Source organism: Bacillus sp. FSL M7-1020 (assembly GCF_038050415.1).
In the GTDB taxonomy this organism is placed as follows: domain Bacteria; phylum Bacillota; class Bacilli; order Bacillales; family Bacillaceae_G; genus Bacillus_A; species Bacillus_A toyonensis.
Map to the genome: position 1 here is coordinate 224611 of NZ_JBBOTW010000002.1, position 17844 is coordinate 242454.

At 32.1% G+C, this 17844-nt stretch carries 18 protein-coding genes and 1 pseudogene; 6 read left to right on the forward strand and 13 right to left on the reverse strand.

From position 1 onward, the window contains the following. Nucleotides 1–159: 159 nt before the first annotated feature. Nucleotides 160–297: a hypothetical protein gene (locus MHB70_RS27730; protein WP_000570755.1), complete on the reverse strand. Its 138-nt coding sequence runs from the start codon at nt 295–297 to the stop codon at nt 160–162. A gap of 17 nt (nt 298–314) precedes the next feature. On the opposite strand from MHB70_RS27730, the pseudogene MHB70_RS27735 reads away from it, so the two are divergent. After that, nucleotides 315–497 (forward strand): annotated as a pseudogene (locus tag MHB70_RS27735) (TetR/AcrR family transcriptional regulator); the annotation flags it as partial. A gap of 133 nt (nt 498–630) precedes the next feature. Here MHB70_RS27735 and MHB70_RS27740 read toward each other — a convergent pair. After that, nucleotides 631–1410: a hypothetical protein gene (locus tag MHB70_RS27740; protein WP_061530296.1), complete on the reverse strand. Its 780-nt coding sequence runs from the start codon at nt 1408–1410 to the stop codon at nt 631–633. A gap of 136 nt (nt 1411–1546) precedes the next feature. Here MHB70_RS27740 and MHB70_RS27745 point away from each other — a divergent pair, with 136 nt between their 5' ends. Both MHB70_RS27745 and MHB70_RS27750 read left to right on the forward strand, forming a co-directional pair. Beyond that, a complete protein-coding gene (locus MHB70_RS27745) occupies nt 1547–2074 on the forward strand; it encodes a matrixin family metalloprotease (RefSeq protein ID WP_001011319.1) in 528 nt (175 codons plus the stop codon). A gap of 23 nt (nt 2075–2097) precedes the next feature. Further along, the gene (locus tag MHB70_RS27750; RefSeq protein ID WP_061530295.1) at nt 2098–2871 is read left to right on the forward strand and encodes a hypothetical protein; all 774 of its coding nucleotides are present in this window, start codon (nt 2098–2100) and stop codon (nt 2869–2871) included. A gap of 596 nt (nt 2872–3467) precedes the next feature. Here the strand turns inward: MHB70_RS27750 and MHB70_RS27755 are convergent. Continuing rightward, complete coding sequence (locus MHB70_RS27755) at nt 3468–5117, reverse strand: S8 family peptidase (RefSeq protein ID WP_061530294.1); 1650 nt, start codon at nt 5115–5117, stop codon at nt 3468–3470. Between the two features lie 362 nt (nt 5118–5479). On the opposite strand from MHB70_RS27755, the gene MHB70_RS27760 reads away from it, so the two are divergent. Continuing rightward, nucleotides 5480–5947, forward strand: coding sequence for an RsfA family transcriptional regulator (locus tag MHB70_RS27760; protein WP_000237091.1), 468 nt, complete (start codon nt 5480–5482; stop codon nt 5945–5947). A 421-nt stretch (nt 5948–6368) separates the two neighbouring features. Here the strand turns inward: MHB70_RS27760 and MHB70_RS27765 are convergent, their stop codons facing one another. The 5 genes from MHB70_RS27765 to MHB70_RS27785 form a co-directional block, all read right to left on the reverse strand. Further along, the gene (locus MHB70_RS27765) at nt 6369–6875 is read right to left on the reverse strand and encodes a GNAT family N-acetyltransferase (RefSeq protein ID WP_061530293.1); all 507 of its coding nucleotides are present in this window, start codon (nt 6873–6875) and stop codon (nt 6369–6371) included. A gap of 255 nt (nt 6876–7130) precedes the next feature. Beyond that, complete coding sequence (locus tag MHB70_RS27770) at nt 7131–7817, reverse strand: ABC transporter ATP-binding protein (protein WP_000447838.1); 687 nt, start codon at nt 7815–7817, stop codon at nt 7131–7133. A gap of 11 nt (nt 7818–7828) precedes the next feature. Continuing rightward, a complete protein-coding gene (locus MHB70_RS27775; protein ID WP_061530292.1) occupies nt 7829–9256 on the reverse strand; it encodes an ABC transporter permease in 1428 nt (475 codons plus the stop codon). A 273-nt stretch (nt 9257–9529) separates the two neighbouring features. Beyond that, nucleotides 9530–10738, reverse strand: a complete 1209-nt coding sequence (locus MHB70_RS27780; RefSeq protein WP_061530291.1) for a S1C family serine protease — start codon at nt 10736–10738, stop codon at nt 9530–9532. Nucleotides 10739–11338: 600 nt separating this feature from the next. Then, complete coding sequence (locus tag MHB70_RS27785; RefSeq protein ID WP_176545283.1) at nt 11339–11515, reverse strand: hypothetical protein; 177 nt, start codon at nt 11513–11515, stop codon at nt 11339–11341. A 163-nt stretch (nt 11516–11678) separates the two neighbouring features. Here MHB70_RS27785 and MHB70_RS27790 point away from each other — a divergent pair, with 163 nt between their 5' ends. Both MHB70_RS27790 and MHB70_RS27795 read left to right on the forward strand, forming a co-directional pair. Beyond that, on the forward strand, nt 11679–12344 hold the full coding sequence (locus MHB70_RS27790) for a response regulator transcription factor (protein WP_061530290.1): 666 nt from the start codon (nt 11679–11681) through the stop codon (nt 12342–12344). Nucleotides 12345–12357: 13 nt separating this feature from the next. Continuing rightward, nucleotides 12358–13830, forward strand: a complete 1473-nt coding sequence (locus tag MHB70_RS27795; protein WP_061530451.1) for a sensor histidine kinase — start codon at nt 12358–12360, stop codon at nt 13828–13830. 296 nt (nt 13831–14126) lie between these two features. Here MHB70_RS27795 and MHB70_RS27800 read toward each other — a convergent pair whose 3' ends face one another. From MHB70_RS27800 to MHB70_RS27820, 5 genes are all read right to left on the reverse strand, one after another. Then, entirely contained in the window at nt 14127–14774 is a 648-nt protein-coding gene (locus tag MHB70_RS27800; protein ID WP_061530289.1) for a lysozyme family protein, read from the reverse strand. A 420-nt stretch (nt 14775–15194) separates the two neighbouring features. After that, on the reverse strand, nt 15195–15443 hold the full coding sequence (locus tag MHB70_RS27805; protein ID WP_230306529.1) for a YxeA family protein: 249 nt from the start codon (nt 15441–15443) through the stop codon (nt 15195–15197). Nucleotides 15444–15619: 176 nt separating this feature from the next. Beyond that, entirely contained in the window at nt 15620–16177 is a 558-nt protein-coding gene (locus MHB70_RS27810) for a replication-relaxation family protein (RefSeq protein WP_014990779.1), read from the reverse strand. 40 nt (nt 16178–16217) lie between these two features. Further along, complete coding sequence (locus tag MHB70_RS27815; RefSeq protein WP_061530288.1) at nt 16218–17384, reverse strand: FtsK/SpoIIIE domain-containing protein; 1167 nt, start codon at nt 17382–17384, stop codon at nt 16218–16220. Between the two features lie 10 nt (nt 17385–17394). Next, nucleotides 17395–17715 (reverse strand): hypothetical protein, encoded by a 321-nt coding sequence (locus MHB70_RS27820; RefSeq protein ID WP_061530287.1) that lies wholly within the window; start codon nt 17713–17715, stop codon nt 17395–17397. Nucleotides 17716–17844 lie beyond the last annotated feature (129 nt).

Here is a 17844-nt window from a genome sequence, read left to right on the forward strand (position 1 = left end):
TACATAAACAAAATTAAACCTTCTTAGTACTTAAAGCACCTCAAATTTACGTGCTTATCCCTGTAAAAGTAAAAGACTTACAATAACTGTCAGTCTTTTGCTTTTGAAACTCTAATCAAATAGGGGCTATATTTCTCTAACAATGGCGTCTTTTATATGTTAATTCACCTTTAATTTTTCTTTTACTTTTGTAGGCAGTTCGTCTTTCTTAACCTCTTCCAACTTTTCATAAACGTAAATGACCTCCGTTGCTCCTTCTACATACTTACCTTTTGCATTTTTCGGCTTTTCTATCAACTTGTAGCCTGGAATTTCTTATTAAAGAAGGAATCGAAAAAAATGAAACTAAAAATGATTTAGATGTTATGTCACTTGCTTCTTTCCTATCTTCTTTAATGAAAGAAGCTATTATAGCTAGTCGAATATGAAAAAATAATATACACCATCATTATTTTATAGAACAAATAAGACATCTTTTTAATTCATATTCTGCATAAAGAATGCAAAAGAAAACTCAAAAAAAATTAGACTCTTTTTTGAGCTCTTTTCTTTTCATAATGCAATTTATTATTTTAAATCTACGCAAATTCTATCCTTTAATGCAGGGTAGATTTATAGCCTTTGAAAATGTTATTTCATTTTTGAAGACCTCTTCACAAAATCCTTAATATCCTTTAATTTTTTTCCACTAATATTATCTTTGATGGTTGAATCTATTTCATTTTCAATATAAAAAGTTTTCTCTTTAACCTTTACCTCAAATTTATATTTATATTTATTTTTATCCCAATCTATTAAATTGCTTTTTAGTTGCGCAATATCCCTTAAATCAAACTGAATCATAAAAGGTTCTAAAGCTGGATAAAAATGTCCAAGTTTACTATTCTCTTTTAAAAAAACTATATATGTGTCACCAGATTTAGGTTTTATATACAATGGATCTTTATTTTTTACTTTTTTTGTAAACACTTTCGTAGCACCTTTCAGAATTATTCCATTGTCATCAATAACTTCATTACTTTCCTCTAATACAAGGCTTTCTGAGTATCTATGATTTACTAAAATTTTACTCTCTACAGAGTCCCCTTTTAAAATTTCTTTAACATGAAAATTAAACAGATGGCCTTCGACATCTTCATCTTGAATCTCATATGATGAATTGTTTGCCATATTCCATTTAGAGTGTAAACCGTCATATTTACCTAGTACAATTACATCTGCTTCTTCTACCATTTCACTTAAATGATTTGTAGTTTTGAATGTCTTACTTAATACTATAGTTTCAGAATTCGATGAAACATTAGACACTTCTGCTATGTCTGTATTTGACCAAATTGTCTTACCAATAATAATTAATAAAGTAAATATTAATAAACATAGACTCCATTTTATTACTTTATGTTTATACATTATAATAACGTCTCCTTAAAAGATATTTTATACCATTTTCTCAATATAAATATTCCGAATTTTTAAAAAATATTAATTCAAAACAAGATAATGATGCTATAATTCTCTTGTTAAAAATAATCTTTGGAGGGATAATATGAATTTTAGAAAAGGGATTACTGCATTTTTATTAGGTAGTGTGTTTGTCTTTTCCAGCGTTGGAGTTTCAGAAGCTTATGTAAAAGAAGGATGGAAGCTACCTTCAAAATCAGCTACATATAAGTGGGGAGACAGATTAGACGATGGATCCAGTATCATTAAATCCGGTTGGCAAGCTGCAGATTCAGCCTGGTACACTGCTTCTCGTATTAACTTTACAGTTTCTTCTTCTTCTGTGAACAAATTAAACTCTTGGTTTGAAAGTTCCTCTACTTATTATGGAAGAATGAACACAACTTATAATACATCCACTAAAAAAGTAACAAAATTCGCTGGTGATATTAATGCAGGGAATACAAATATTACAAAATCTAATGTTGCTAAAAGTACAGGAGTACATGAGTTTGGTCATGCAATAGGAATAGGTCACAACAGCGGCACTTCAATTATGAACAGCAATCGTAATCGTACTACTATGCATGTCCCTCAAACTGACGATAAAAATGGTGTGAATGCAATCTATTAACAGAAAAAGGAGATGTTTTCTTAATGTTAAGTAAAAAAGCAAAAACTATAGTAATTGCAATTCCTTTAGCTGCAATGATTGGTTTTGGAGGATATTCAGCATATAATAGTCACTTCTCCAATGTTGCTGGCGGAGATAAGAATGCTGAAACTGTCATTCTCAGTAAAGATTTCCCTGCTACAAGTGATTTAAATCAAATGATTAATGAAGCCGATCTAGTTGTAATTGGTGAATATGGAGGTCTTGACTCTAAGTGGAATATGGCACGTAATCCAAATAATCCATCGGAAGAGGACAAAGAAAATTATGTTGAAGGACATCTATATAATTTTAATATTTCCGAAACAATTAAAGGTGTGAATGAAAATAAACAAATAAAAATCAATCATCGTTTTGCTGAAACAGTTAAGCTTGAAGATTCTAATGCAGTTGTTGCACCAGATGGCACAGTTACAAAACAAGCTACTAAGGTAACTACTAAAGAGGTTCAAAATAAGGATCCTTTATATATCGAGCCTAAAGTTAATAAAAAATATATGATGTTTTTGAAGAAAGATCAATTATTTGGAAACTACTACGGAGCAATTGAACCATTTGCAATTACTTTTGATGAAAATAACAAAGCTGACCTTCAAACAAACATAGAAACTATTAATGAAAGTAAAATGTCTTCCAAGGCAGAAATTGCAGGTAAAACAATTGTATTGAAAAATGAAATACATGAAACTATTACTGACAATATTAGCGGTAAGACCCTTAATGAATTAAAAGATCAAGTAAAACAAAATGTTAAGTAATAACCATAACTTATAATAATTTATCCTAATTCATACGATAGTAAAAATTAATTTATTAAAGTTGTCAAAAATTAAATACAAATTATCTTGAACTACCCCTACTTCCACATCTTTTAGAATTTTGGGATGAATGTCATGAAATAATAAACAAGAAAGAGCTTATCTTTAAGTAATCCTTAACATAACCCCCTCCTTCTATCTAATTATTTAAACACATTCGTTTCCATCACTCTATACAGCAATTTCTATAACAATGGATTACGTATTTCAAATAGTGAAAACTGCAAATTAGTTGAAAAATTAAACGTTTATGCGGTTGGTTAAACTTCACTATTACCAACAATTGCGGTTGTGCAAATAATTGAAAAATAGTTCATTTCTAAATTTATAAAGAGGCTACACTGAATATTATATAAATGTAGATATAAGACACTTCACTACACCAAAAATATATCCAGGAGTACTTTCCTCCTCATATGGTTAAAAGTACAACAGATAGGCTCTTATGCTATTACACATAAGAGCCTATCTGACTAGTATTATTAACAACTATTTTTATAAAAGTCTTTCATACTAAATAAAAGATATCTCTACAATTATTCTGGGAAAATGAAGCTAGAGTTCCCTTCACTATTAGCTGAATCCTCTTTTGGGAATGTAATAGTAGATCCTTCATTTCCCTTATTTCCATTATTTATTTCTTGTTCCTCAGGAAACACAATGGAAGAATCATTACTTAAATTTGGTGAAAAACCAAGTTTAGATAAGATGGCTTTTAAGTCAGGTAACACACCAATTTTATCGGCAGTTGGATCATTAGATTTCGTTCCAGTACTAGAATCACTTAAGATATCCCTTAGCTGGCTTGGTGTATATACTTTCCCCTGATTATTTTTTGCGATCCCTTGAATTGATGCAGCAGCACCAGCAATAATAGGTGATGCACTAGACGTTCCGCTAAAGCTAGATGTATATAGATTTGTCATAAATTCATTTGGTTTTGCATCTGTTGTGTCTACTGCATTTCCCCACCCATAAACATCCACTCTACTACCGTAATTAGAGAAATATGAACGTTTATGAGGGACCCTTGCAGAAGCTGCCCCAACCATAATTGCCCCTGAATCTTTAAAATCAGGACTATTACGATTTAAAACTTGTTTACCATTACGGTCTCTAAATTGATCCAAATCATTTCCGCCGTTTGCACCTGCTTCAATAATAATAATTCCCTTATTTGCTCCTATACGAATTGCATCAAATATATCTGGTTTTACTTCTACAGGAAGATAGTTCTTATCTCCATATCCATCATATGTTGCTTGGGCTTCTAATAAAAGGATATCTCCAGCTTGCATATTGTTAACTGCACTTAATATAGCATCTGCTGTATTATATCTACCATTATCTCTAATCTGGGATACAACTTTTACCTTAGCTTTTGGTGCAATCCCAATTCCGCCTATGTTATTATCTTCTGCCGAAACAATCCCTAAGACTGCAGTACCGTGATCATGGTGTTCACTCTTATTCTGTCCTGATATCAATTCGATTTTCTGATTCACTAAATCTTCATGAGTAAATAACCAGCCATACTCCATATCTACAAAAGTTGTTCCTTTTCCATCTCCACCTTTTATACCCCAGGCATAAGGTGCATTGATTCCTAATGGTGCTGGTTCAAGGTAACCTTGCCTTGTAAGTCTAGGCTCATCATATGGATTAACAGATAAATTTGGTAAACGCTCTTCTGGTGGTGCTTCTTCTTCCTGTAAATATGCCGTTTCAACAAGAGATGATTTCTCAAATTTTACAAGTAATGCTTGTACATCAATATTACCTTGGGTTTCTACAATATAATAGTTTAGCAAATTAGAAGAAATATGATCCGAGTCTTTTATTTCTTCACCTAAATTTTTAATTTCTGTAGGGTTTAAAGAACTAAAAAGTCGATTTATAGTTATATTTGGGTATTCGGCTAAAATTTTCATTAATTCAGGGTCTTGTTTTTCTTCTTTAATAAATTTTTCTACCCCATCCTGATATGGTAAATTTGCTTCATTTTTAAATTTCAAAATTAATTGTTTAGTAACTTGCTTATGTACAGTAGAATTCAATTGCTTATTTGAATAATTGTAAGTAGCGGCGTAGGCAACTTCTGATTTTTCGCTTGGAAGTATTCCACCTACCCCATTAAATGCTGTTAACGCAATTGAAGAAACTAGAATTCCCTTAAAAATTTTCAAAATGTGCACCTCTTTTAATTTATATATAATTATAAAAAAATGTATATTACCTAACTTCTTTTCTTATACAAACGTCTTCAATGTAGACTTATATTTTCAACTCCATTCATTTTTTTAATAATTGCTTATACATCACTAATACAACTAATTCATGTCATCAAATCTATTAATTCAGTTGCTCGGCTGTAACTATTATAGTTACAGCTATAGTGAATAGTCAACCTTATTTTTTATGCAATTTCGCATTTTTAAAAATACATACTTCTTTTAATTTGCTCCTAATTATCTTAAGAGAAGTTGAGCTTCTATCATTTTAAGTAATTGCATATATATAATAAAAAGCATATAAGGGGGATGGAAACGTGGTAATTTCAAGACAAGATTCCTGGACTAACGATAACGATTTACTTCTCGCAACAATAGTGCTTCAAAATATTCGTAACGGCGGAACACAGTTAGCTGCATTTAAAGAAGTAGCTAAACAATTGGCCAGAACTCCTGCTGCTTGCGGATTTCGTTGGAACTCTTACTTGCGAAAACAATACGAAGAAGAAATACAACAGGCAAAACAAAATCGAAAAGTGGAAAATAACATTTCTCCCTCCCAACAAAAAAAAGAAACAAACTCTTTATCTATTACCTTAGATGACATTATTTCATTTCTACAAAATTATAAAGAAATGGATGAATTGAAAACTTTACAAAATCAAATTGAATATTTAGAAGCAGAGAATCACTCTCTTTCGCAACGTTTAGCTATGTATGAAGAAGAGTATAGTATGTTACTTAATCATATCGATAAGACAAGAAATTTAATTGTAGCCAATTAAATTTAGAAATAGATTAACTTTTATGATTTCTAAACCGTAGTATTAGTTAAAAATAAAATTTGATTTATAGGCAAGTCTAAAGAGCATTTTTTGAAAATAAGATCGATAAAAACCCCTATTAACATAAAAATTAATAGGAGTTTTTATCAATTATTTCTATCAATAATCAGACTTTGTTATAAATTATCACAAAGTATTTTAAATCAATAATTACTTTACCTTGTGATAATCTTCCACTCTTATTAAGAGTTAGTAAATCCAATAAATTTCCCGCTTTAAATTCATTTAATCCACATAATAGGTATATACATTATTTTATTTCTGTTTTTTCATCTCTTCCATTTCTTATTGCCATGTAGCACCAAAACCACCTGATGGCGTATTCCAACGGTCTTCTTGTCGTTTAATGCGTTATGAGACACTACTCTTCTTTTAAAATAGCGTAATAATATTCATCCCACCATTCATTCCCATGTGGTATACACTTTCTAAAATAGCCTTCTCTTCTCATTCCAATCTTCTCCATCACTCGATATGATGGGATATTTTGTGGCTGACATGTAGCTATAATCCTATGTAATTTCATTTCCTTAAAGCCATATTTTAATGTAGCTTGTGCTGCTTCAGAAGCATATCCTTTATTGAAGTATTTTGGATTGAACACCCAGCCAATCTCATAAGTATGCTCACCAAAATATTTATGAAAAACAATATGGCCAATCAGGATATCTTCATCTATTAATATCACAGGAAAGTTCTTAGCGTTATTACCAATGTTTTCATTCACAAAGTTTCTTGTATCTTCTTCAGTAAAAACCCCTTCAGGTATGTATTTCATAACATTGATATCTGATGTATACTCATGGACAGCTTGCCAATCTTTGAACTCAAATTTCCGTATTAATATTCTTTCTGCTTTTACAAACATGTACTTTTCCCCCTCAAAAAATTGTAATTATATTTTAAATCCATATATAACCCTTAAAACAAAAAGAACCTGTAGGAATCTCTACAAGTTCTTTTTAGTTTCAGATGAATATACGGGGCAAACAAACTATCTTACAGATTCATCATAGAAACTACAGGGGTAATGCTTTGACAAATACATTATATAACAAATATTAACATCCACAGATTTTAATTTTGAAAATTATGTGAATTAAGAACAATAGTTACTTTTTTCTTAACTATTATTAATTTCATTTACTACTAACTTCTTTTTACTTAAATAAACTGCTCGATCTGATATTTTTGCAACTTCTTGTGAATGCGTAACAACAATTACACATTTATTCTCTTGATGGGCGAGCTCCTGAAACAGCTCAATAATCTCTTTCGCTGTTTCTCCATCAAGGTTTCCTGTTGGTTCATCAGCGATTAGTAAATCGACATTACAAGATAGCGCTCGAGCAATTGCTACACGTTGTTGTTGCCCGCCACTTAATTGCAAGACATTTCGTTTCGCTTCTACTTCTGTGAGTCCTACCTTCTCTAATAATTCTAATGCTCTTGCTTTTTTATTTTGTACCTTCACACCTGTAATTTCCATTGCCGTTAATACATTCTGAAGAGCAGTCATATAGGTAATCAAATTATAAGATTGGAAAATTACAGATACATGTTGATTACGGTATCGATCCAAGCCAATTTTTCTAATATCCTTGCCGTTATACAGTACATAACCATTTTTAGGTATATCCAGCCCACAACCTAAGCTAAGAGTTGTAGTTTTACCAGATCCAGATGGCCCTAAAATCGTGTAGAAATGCCCTTTTTGAAAAGAAAAATTCACATTATCTAGTATCGTTACTTTTTTTCCGTTACTTTCATAATAATAATCTAAGTTTTTAAATTGTAAAATTGTCTCCATATCGAGCCTCCTTATTCATCTTTTAAAAGAATTTGTTTTGGATTTAAGCGTAGGATAGATAATGCCGGAAGAAGCGTTGCTAATATAGCAATAGTCAGTCCAATTCCCCCCATTTTCCCTAAATCCTCTCCTGTTACACTTACATCAATTTTATCAATTGGATCTTCATTTTGGTTTTGTGGAGTACCACCAGCCCCAACCATCATTACACTACCATTTTGTGAATTGTCTTTTTCTTCGCTTGCTGTAGCAATTTCACTCGAAAGTAAGTTATCCCCTACGAATTGAGAAACTTTAGCTCCTGTTGTTAGGGATAATCCAAATGCTAAAATAGCAATACATGCTACTTCTACTACGAACTGCGCCATCAGTTTCCATTTTTTCTCTCCAATAGATAATAAAATCCCCATTTCCTTACGACGTGCTTTAATCGATAACATAATGATTAATCCTAAAATAATCGCACCTGCAATAGATACCATATAGATAATCATTTGAGACGTAGAAGCGATATTTTCTATAGGGCCAATCATTTGCTTGTACAATGAATCATGTGCATCTAACTTAAAATAATTAAAATCAATATCAGATTTTTTTGCTTCTTTTTTAAATGCATCAATGTACTGTGGATCGTTCAATAAGTACACGACCTGAATACTACTCATACCTTCATCTGTTTCTAATTTCTTTAAAGTAGAGTGAGGCATATATAGTTTATTAGCTGGATTCATCATAGGAGGGGGATTTTGACCCATTGGTTGCTCATTCGTTTCATAAATACCAATAATTTCAACTTCAAGAGTTTCCTTCTTATCCCCTGATTGAATTTTAACCTTGTCTCCCACTTTCAAATTATTTTGTTCCGCTAATCGTTTTTCCATTAAAGTTACATTCTGATCTTGCATCTTTTCTGTAATTGGTTTCCCATCAATGATTTTACTTTTTCCATTTTTAAAACTTTCTTGTAATAAAGTCTTGCGAACTCCTTCTATCATAAGAGAAGTATTCATATCTATTTCTGAACCTGAACCTGATCCTCCAACCATTGCAACGCTACCTTTTCCTTTTCCTTCATCTTCTCCTTCTGAAGCTCCTACTAATTTAAATCCATCCGCAATTCCGAAATTATGGGTTATATAATTATAGTCTTTAACATATTTGGACTTCGCTAATTGATCTGTTTCTTTTGTATTGAGCTGCGGCGGATTAGGCGCTTCTCCAGTTTCCCTTGCTTGTTTTCCTAATTTATCAAAATCAAGACCTAAAGTAACATCAGCACCCAGTTTTTTTCTTGCTGAATCAGCAGCTTTTTTTGATGCATTCTGGATTGCAAATCCTGCCAGCACTAAGTTTGTAACAATCAGAAAGACCGCCATCAAAATTAATGATGTTCCTATTCTTTTTTTCATACTGAGAATTGCGCGTTTTATAAAATTCATTTTTCCTAACCTCCTTGATAGTTGTTATTCTAAATACACTATCTGGAGTTTATATGAAGATATTCAGTAGATTATCTAAAGATATTAGGGCTTATCTGGAGTGCATATGTAGTGATTCGTTAATATAGTCAAGAAAAACTGGAACACAAATTAAAATACGTAATCGATTTTGAAAATTGGTAGAGAGCCAGTTCATTAATGTGGAGTGAGGACGAATGGAATGATCGTACATATAAAACTAGTAAAATAGAAAAAGCCACCAAAAGGTGGCTTTTAAGTGGTACGTGTTTGTTCCATTAATTTCACGGTTTTTGTTAGTTTTTCACCATTTCGATAAATTGTTACTTTAATTGTATCCCCCAATTTTTTCTTTTCATATAAATATTTACGAAATTGAACGACATTTTCTGTTTTTTGTCCATCTAATGCAATCACAACATCGTATTGTTGTAATCCACCTTTTTCTGCTGGTGATTGGTTTGAGATATTCCCCAATACTGCACCATTCGATATCTCTTTTGGTAATTTTAATTGATTGCGTGCAGAATCTGTCATTTTCTCCACATCTAATAACTGTACACCCATCATCGGACGCTTAACTGTTCCATCTTTCTCAAGAGACTCTAGGATCGTTTGGGCTATATGAATCGGAATTGCAAATCCAATTCCTTCAACAGCTTGTTGTGCAATTTTACTCGAATTAATTCCAATGACTTCACCCCGTTCATTAAACAAAGCTCCTCCACTATTCCCAGGATTAATAGCTGCATCTGTTTGAATTACCTGTGCTTGCCAATCAACTTGTTGATTTCCGAGGGTACTAACAGGTATTTCTCGTTCCTTGCTACTAATAATCCCCTTTGTTACACTACCTTCTAGCCCCAATGGATTCCCAATGGCTATTACCGTTTCCCCTGTACGAATTTTTTCTGAGTCTCCAAGTGTTGCGACTCTTTTTACATCTGCCCCGTCAATTTCTAATACCGCTAAATCTAATAATGGATCTGTCCCTACTACTTTAGCGGGAACCTTTTTACCATTATTCAATTTCACTTCTACTTTATTCGCACCGTCTATCACATGATTATTTGTAACAATGAAAGCCTTATCGCCGTTTTTTTTATATATGACCCCCGATCCCGAACCAGCTTCTTCTGATTGATCTTGCGTATTAAATGAATCTGCATTTTGTTTATAGTTAATGACACCTACGACAACTTCTTTTGCAGATTCAATCATATTTTGAGGATTGCTCACATCTTCTGCTTTGTAAGAGATCGGCGTAGCCTGATTTACTTCGTTATGCTTAGGAGATTGACCTGCACTTCCTTTGATTTCATTTATATAAGGGGTGGTCAATCCAATGGTAATTGCACCAATCACTGCACCAATTATTCCTGTGAAAAAATACCCTGTTTTTTTATAGGCTTTATTCCTATTGCTTTCTGTTTGATTTGTATCATAGTGTCCCATTGTGAACATCCCTTTCTCCTTTAATTTACAATTGAATATTTTTATCTTGATATTTGAAATACGATGTATGAATGTAATATTTAAGAATCACCATTTCAAAAAAAGAAAATTTTACCTTTGGTCATGGTTTAAACATAAATCAACTGTTTTTTCGTAGAGGTAACATTATATTTGAAATTTCCTATGAATATATGTATGACGATATTCAAACCCACTTTGAGCTTATCTCTAAAAAAAGAGCCTATTCGGCTCTCAACAAATAGGGTATTCAATGTACAAAATAGCATGCGTGTTTATACAGGTGTTTTGCAAAAAGTGGAAACAAGGGACAATAAACATCCATTAGCTTATTTATTCTTTTGTTATAAACTTAGATCCTAGCATTCTCGTGAGAATGGATGGTAATAGGTTTGTGTGTAAATAAGAAGGAAGGGATAAAATTTGATAGATTGTGTAAATCGTCAACATCATGTATCATTCCTTTCTATTTGGTACATGTATCATACAAACTTAATCTGTATTCTATATGGAGTTAATCTAGAGTTATAGTAAAGATTTTCAGTATCTAGTTATTGAATACAAAAATAGGGAGAATCAATTTGATCCTCCCTATTTTTGTTCACTAGACTTATCTAGCTTTCTTTTATTTACACTTGTGTATTTATTTAAGCACGGTGCTGATTTCAATTTTTGTTTTTCCTCTTTGATGCGTCTATTATTCGAATGAGGGACCATCCACAGTTGTACATCTAATAAAGAAAGAATGATGTTTGCTTCCAGTGACATCTTAATTACCCCCCTCTTTCTTGTTATGTATATAACCTATCTCATGCATCTGGAGCTGATTTGAAATACATGTAGTTTTCTTGTGAAGTTTTTATAATGTTTCTAATACGTCTCCACATCAACTCCAGATTGGAAGGTTATAATGACTACAAGAGGTGATATTATGAAGAACTATCACATTCTGGTGGTAGAAGATGATCAAGAAATACAAGAATTAATCAAACAATTTTTAATGACACAACAGTATAAAGTTATAGTTGCATCAGATGGATTAGAGGGCATGAAACAATTTAATAAGCAATCCTTCGATTTAATTCTTCTAGATGTGATGATGCCAAACCTAAATGGATTTGAAGTTGCCAAAATGATTCGAAGTCAGTCAAATATACCAATTATTATGCTAACCGCACTAGAGGAAGAACACGATCAAATGAAAGGATTTGATCTTGGAATTGATGATTATATTACGAAACCTTTTTCTTTTCATGTCTTGATGAGACGAGTCGAAGCAGTGCTGAGAAGAAGCAATAATCAAAGTAAGGATAATCATTTCGTATTTAGAGAACTACATGTCGATGGCGATGCATATAAAGTATATGTAAATAGAGTTGAAGTTCCCTTAACGACAAAAGAATTTGAAATTCTGCAATTACTACTTCAAAATGAAAAAAAGGTACTTACAAGAGAAAATATCGTAGAAAAAATTTGGGGATATGAGTATGCCGGAGACACACGAATGATTGATACGCATATGAAAAACATACGAAAAAAATTAAATATACCCTATATTAAAACAGTAAAGGGCATTGGTTATAAAATCGATGAATAGGATTGTAAAAATTATGAAGATGAAGAGAATTACCTATAAACTCTTTATGACTACATCCCTCATTTTATTAGCCTTTGCAACCTTGATTTATGTAACTTTATACTTTTTTCTCCCTAAATTTTATGAGCAATACAAAACAGATCAGCTTCAAACGGGAATCGAAGAAATAATTGATAAATCTAAAGATCTTACGTTTCAAAATGCAATACCACTTGTTGATGAATACGCACAAAAAAATAATGCAGTGATCTATCTTCAAAATAATGAGGGAACACTTATTTATTCTCCTACTATTACTATTCTTCAAAGTACTATTCAAGGAAGTGCTATTCAAAGAGGTACTATTCAAAGAGATACTCAGGCAACAGGTTTTGTTAAAACAGTACCAGCAAGGAGTTTAGATAATCGTGGTAATTCATATGAGGTTAGCAAGCCAATACAATTCCAGGATGTTAACTTAACACTTGTGGTGTACGCAACTTTTCAACCAATCGATGAAGCTTCACAGGTCTTGGTACGTTTTCTACCCTATATTAGTATCATTGTACTGGTTATTGGTTTAGGAAGTGCTTATCTCTATTCAAGGTTTATTACTAAACCACTTATTTATATTAATGAAGGTGCACAAAAGATGGCAAACTTGGATTTCTCCGAAAAAATTGAGGTTCGTTCTATGGATGAATTAGGGGAATTGTCCAATAGCTTGAATGATATGTCCATCAATTTACAACAGGCAATTTTTGATTTACAAAAAGCGAATCATCAATTGAAAAGTGATATTGAAAAAGAAAGAGAAATAGAAGCAAAGCGAAGGGAATTCTTTGCTATTGTAGCTCATGAATTAAAAACTCCTCTTACTGTTATGAAAGGATACTTAGAAGGGATGATATATAATATTGGCCCTTATCAAAATCGTGACCAATATCTAAAGAGGAATTTCCAAATAATTGAAACTCTAGAACAACTGGTTCGCGAAATATTAAGCATGTCAAAATTAGAACAACATACCTTTAAACTTCAAGTGGAAGAAGTAAATCTTTCGAAATCAATAGATACAATCACAAAAAACCTCGAATTTTTTGCTTCTCAAAAAGGCATTCAAATAATAAAAGAAGTCGATTCTGACATTTTTGTTTATACGGATTATGTTCTTTTAGAAAAAGCTTGTAAAAACATCATTCATAATGCGATTATGTATTCACCTTATAATGAAAAAGTCTATATAAAGTTAACAAAGGATTCTAAACAAAACAACATCCAAATACGAGTTATCAATACAGGTGTCAAAATAAAAGAAGAAGATATACAACATATTTTCAAACCATTTTATCGAATCGAAAAGTCAAGAAATCGAAATACCGGAGGGAGTGGCTTAGGGTTATATATTGTAAAACAAATTTTCGAATCCCTTTTTATCACGTATTCTATGAGTAATACAAAACAAGGCGTACAATTTTTGATTACCATTCCATTATCCATAAAATAAATAACAAAAGATTCTCAATCTTATTTCACCTTATTGAAATAAGGTTGAAATTTTTTATATAGGATACCGTCACATCGATAAAAAGACGTTAATTTTTCCAATGATTTCTCAGAAAGAATAACGTCTTTTTTTATTTTAGAGGATATTTTGTATTGTTAGCCTGATAGCTATATTGCGTGACCCCTATTATTAGAATCCTGCATCAGAACATAACAAAAATATATACAAAAAAGAATTATTTAAAGTATAAGTTACATTCTAATATTTTATTGTTGATGACAGTATCATTTTACAGCTTATTTAGAAGGGGCATGTACATTTCGAAGAAGTTCTTCAATAAGTTTTGTTTTTTCATTTACCTTTGTGGCATATGTGAAATCACCATAACAATATGGATACCTAAAATTATTTTTATTTCCACCACAAGTGTACATCGCTGGATTTTGATCAACTTTCATCTTAGAAAACTTTTTGGCCGAATCTTCCGAGTGTTGTTTAACTTCTTGACTGGCGATAAAATCAATATACCCTGGTCCCATATTATAGCTTTGAATAATTGTCTCCATGCTAACATCTTTTTCCGTTCCATATTTGTACATTTTAGCAAAGTGTTTTACCCCTTGTTTAATGCTCAAGCTTGTCTCTTGAATTTCATTTGGCTTTAATCCCAGTGATTCAGAAGACTGCATAGGGTCGTTGCCCTCACCTCTACTCTCTTGGTACATAATTCCTAATAAAACTGCTGTTTTCTCTCCTAAATTATATTTTTCTAATTCTTTTTTCAAGGTGAGCTCATATTGCAAAACACGTTTTTCGGTTGCGAGCGCTTTATTTTGTTGAATATTGGTTTTATGATTAAGATATAGTATTCCAAGCATTGTTCCTAAACCTAAAATACTAATAAACAATAAGATAATAATTCGTATTTTACTCGTATTCTTCATATATTCCTCCTCGTATAGGAAATTCTATTTTTCAAAGGTAATTGGTTATTTATAAAATATGTAATAAACATCTATCTCCCGCTCCTTTTTAGACTTAAACATCAATACTTTAATATTTATAGTTTAATATAAAAATTTAAAGATAAGGTAAAGATAAGATAAAGATAAGATAAAGGGCATTTTTTATGTGTACATTAGTAACGTATTGATACAAACGGATATGTGGGAGAACTTGTTGTTATGAATGGGTTTAGTGATAATTGAGAGATTATCGTACAAGTTATTAATTTTGGAGGTATCATTCCAGAAGTAGATTTACCCTATCTTTTTAATATACTTTATATAGAAAAATAAGAGATAAAATATAATAAAAAACGGCTAACCCTCCACGTAAGAGAATCGGCCGTCACAAATAACTAATTATTTCATACTTATATTTTCTTTTGCTTTCGTTGGAAGCCCGTCTTTCTTCACTTCTTCCCAAGCTGTTACACCCTTTTTATCTGTGTGATATACAAGTAGGAATGCTTCTCTACGAAGATTCTTATGCGCAGTAAATTCTAACTCCTTTTCTTTATCTCCCTTATTAAAACTCGATAATGTATATTCATACTCCTTTCCCATAACCTCACCATCCATAGATTTTGAAACTCCCTCTTTTCCATCCATTTTAATTTAAACATAATATTCATCTTTACCCATACGATTGATAACACATCCAACTAAAATACTAAAAAGTATCATATATTTTTTCAAGTTGTTTACCTCTTGGATTTTTCATAACACTGTAATCTTAATCTGTTCTCTATTGAAAAGAAAAAAGCTCTGCACTATGCAGGCTTTCTTTATGATTTTACCGCTAAATTATTTATAAAACTTTCTATAGAATTCGCCTGGAATATACGGAAATAAGAAGATTGAACGTCGTAATGTTTGTCAGTAATGATAAGGATTGAAGGAAAGAATTTAGAAGTTTTTGGTTGCCAAGATTCATTATGCCATTCTTGGCTATGGAAGTATAACTCATATCTATTTATCTTATCTTGCATTATCTTTTTACTGTACACTGACTTTTGAACCTCAATAAAGAATGGCGATCTACGCCATATTGTAAAAGCATCCGGTTCCATATATTCTTTCCCATACTTTGGTTCAACTTCGAATAGCTTAGGATTTTCATAATGAACGAGTTGTTTGTATACGTCCACAATACCAAGGAAATGAGGAATTTTTTGACTCGTTTTTTTGATAGAACTGGGTTGTGGAAAATAAATGTATGGGTGCTGTAATACGTTAGCATCAACATACCCATCTCTTCTTAATCGTTTCATAACTGTATTACAACAAGTTATTGCATTCTTTAATCCTTGAAAATGTAAATAAATAATATCGTCACGAGACATACACCTAAATTGTTTCAGGTCATTCAAAATCCCTATATCTCTACTCTTCATCATCTAACACCCCAAATAAAGGCATTTCTTTTTGCAGAGGTTTTTTAGATTTTTTTTCCTCTTTAGGCATTCGATATGGCTCAATAATTTGTTTGGCTTTACATAGTGACAAGTAAGGTGCTTGCACTTTCTTTAATCCATTTCGTTTAAAAATCATTTGGCCAGATTGCTCTAAATACTCTGAACCAGGAGTACCCATGATATTACTATTAATCACACTATCACATTTAAAGCCAATTCTTACAGTCATATTAAGTTTTAACTTACCATCTAACACCTTGGCATCTGGTCGCTGCATACTAAGCATAAGAAAGACTCCAAGCGACCGCCCGACTGCTGAAATCTTTTCAATTGTAGCCATACACTCTTTTTCATCTTTAAGCATAGCCACCTCATCGATAGCAAGTAGAATATATGGTTTTTGATAATTAGGATTTATTTTGTTGTACGCATCAATATGATCCACTTCATATTCTTCCATAAGCTTTCTTCTTACTCTGATTTCCTTCCATAACTTTTGAAGCATTATTTTCATTTCGATTTCTTCCATACAAACTTCTTTTACATGCTTCACTCTACGCAAAAAATGAAATTCAGAGTTTTTTAAATCACCAAGGTACAACTGCAACTTTTCAGGAGACATAAATTGAATAAGGGTTGATAATACAACACGTACCATACTACTTTTCCCACTTCCCGTTTCCCCTGCAATTAATAAGTGTGGTGAATTGGAGTCAATCATATCGTACGCAATCATCTTTCCAAATTGGTCCCTACCGACAACAACAGGTAAACGGTAATCTTTTAATAGTGGTTTCCATTCTTTATAACAGTAATTGTACGATTTTAGCCCAGCGTTCGAACGGAAGACATGTAGGACAAATTTTTTCACATCACCTTCAATCGTAATATTTCGTCCTAATATTTGCTGGAAACAAAACCACTTCTTTTCAATCTTTTGTGGATCTAATCCGTTTGGTATGGTAAACACATATCTCACACTTTCTGCTGAGGAAGAAACAGTATGTACCTTTGGATAAATAGGTACTTTCCCCCCGCGTGTTTGATGTTCCGTATATAGACCTGCTTTTCCAAATACCTCTATAAGTTGATTCCTTAACCTTTGTGTAAGAAGCCACTTCTTAATCAGTTTCATATACTCCCCCCTAAAACATGATTACGATGCGAATAAATACATATCCAATCAAACAAACTCCACCAATTCGCATGCCGTAATAAATTCCTTCACTTACAAATTTGGCTGCGGATATATAGTCATGTCGTACCAAATATTTTTCTAACATGACCGCCCCGATTAAAACCGTTCCCATTACTCCTAATGCAATGTAAGTATTGAGTACCCGATCCGACATATGAAGGAACGCGAAAGGACTTAATGAATTGTATTTACGTATTTTCTTTTCTTTCTCTTCATTTGACCGATCCTTAAACTCACGAAAAGAAACTGTTTCCTTCCTACCACGCATTTATATTCCCCCCTTTATAAACAGAATTTAGAAGGTAGATATTACATAGCCTCATCTACTTAATACCATGGTAGTTTTACTTTGGTAGAAATCTTGATAAATACTTTGGCAATCATTCACACCTTACTT

Coding starts and splice junctions, on each gene's coding strand:
- MHB70_RS27740 (WP_061530296.1), bottom strand. CDS start 1,410: ATGTATAAACATAAAGTAATAAAATGGAGTCTATGTTTATTAATATTT.
- MHB70_RS27745 (WP_001011319.1), top strand. CDS start 1,547: ATGAATTTTAGAAAAGGGATTACTGCATTTTTATTAGGTAGTGTGTTT.
- MHB70_RS27750 (WP_061530295.1), top strand. CDS start 2,098: ATGTTAAGTAAAAAAGCAAAAACTATAGTAATTGCAATTCCTTTAGCT.
- MHB70_RS27765 (WP_061530293.1), bottom strand. CDS start 6,875: ATGTTTGTAAAAGCAGAAAGAATATTAATACGGAAATTTGAGTTCAAA.
- MHB70_RS27770 (WP_000447838.1), bottom strand. CDS start 7,817: ATGGAGACAATTTTACAATTTAAAAACTTAGATTATTATTATGAAAGT.
- MHB70_RS27775 (WP_061530292.1), bottom strand. CDS start 9,256: ATGAATTTTATAAAACGCGCAATTCTCAGTATGAAAAAAAGAATAGGA.
- MHB70_RS27780 (WP_061530291.1), bottom strand. CDS start 10,738: ATGTTCACAATGGGACACTATGATACAAATCAAACAGAAAGCAATAGG.
- MHB70_RS27785 (WP_176545283.1), bottom strand. CDS start 11,515: ATGTCACTGGAAGCAAACATCATTCTTTCTTTATTAGATGTACAACTG.
- MHB70_RS27790 (WP_061530290.1), top strand. CDS start 11,679: ATGAAGAACTATCACATTCTGGTGGTAGAAGATGATCAAGAAATACAA.
- MHB70_RS27795 (WP_061530451.1), top strand. CDS start 12,358: ATGAAGATGAAGAGAATTACCTATAAACTCTTTATGACTACATCCCTC.
- MHB70_RS27800 (WP_061530289.1), bottom strand. CDS start 14,774: ATGAAGAATACGAGTAAAATACGAATTATTATCTTATTGTTTATTAGT.
- MHB70_RS27805 (WP_230306529.1), bottom strand. CDS start 15,443: ATGGATGGAAAAGAGGGAGTTTCAAAATCTATGGATGGTGAGGTTATG.
- MHB70_RS27810 (WP_014990779.1), bottom strand. CDS start 16,177: ATGTCTCGTGACGATATTATTTATTTACATTTTCAAGGATTAAAGAAT.
- MHB70_RS27815 (WP_061530288.1), bottom strand. CDS start 17,384: ATGAAACTGATTAAGAAGTGGCTTCTTACACAAAGGTTAAGGAATCAA.
- MHB70_RS27820 (WP_061530287.1), bottom strand. CDS start 17,715: ATGCGTGGTAGGAAGGAAACAGTTTCTTTTCGTGAGTTTAAGGATCGG.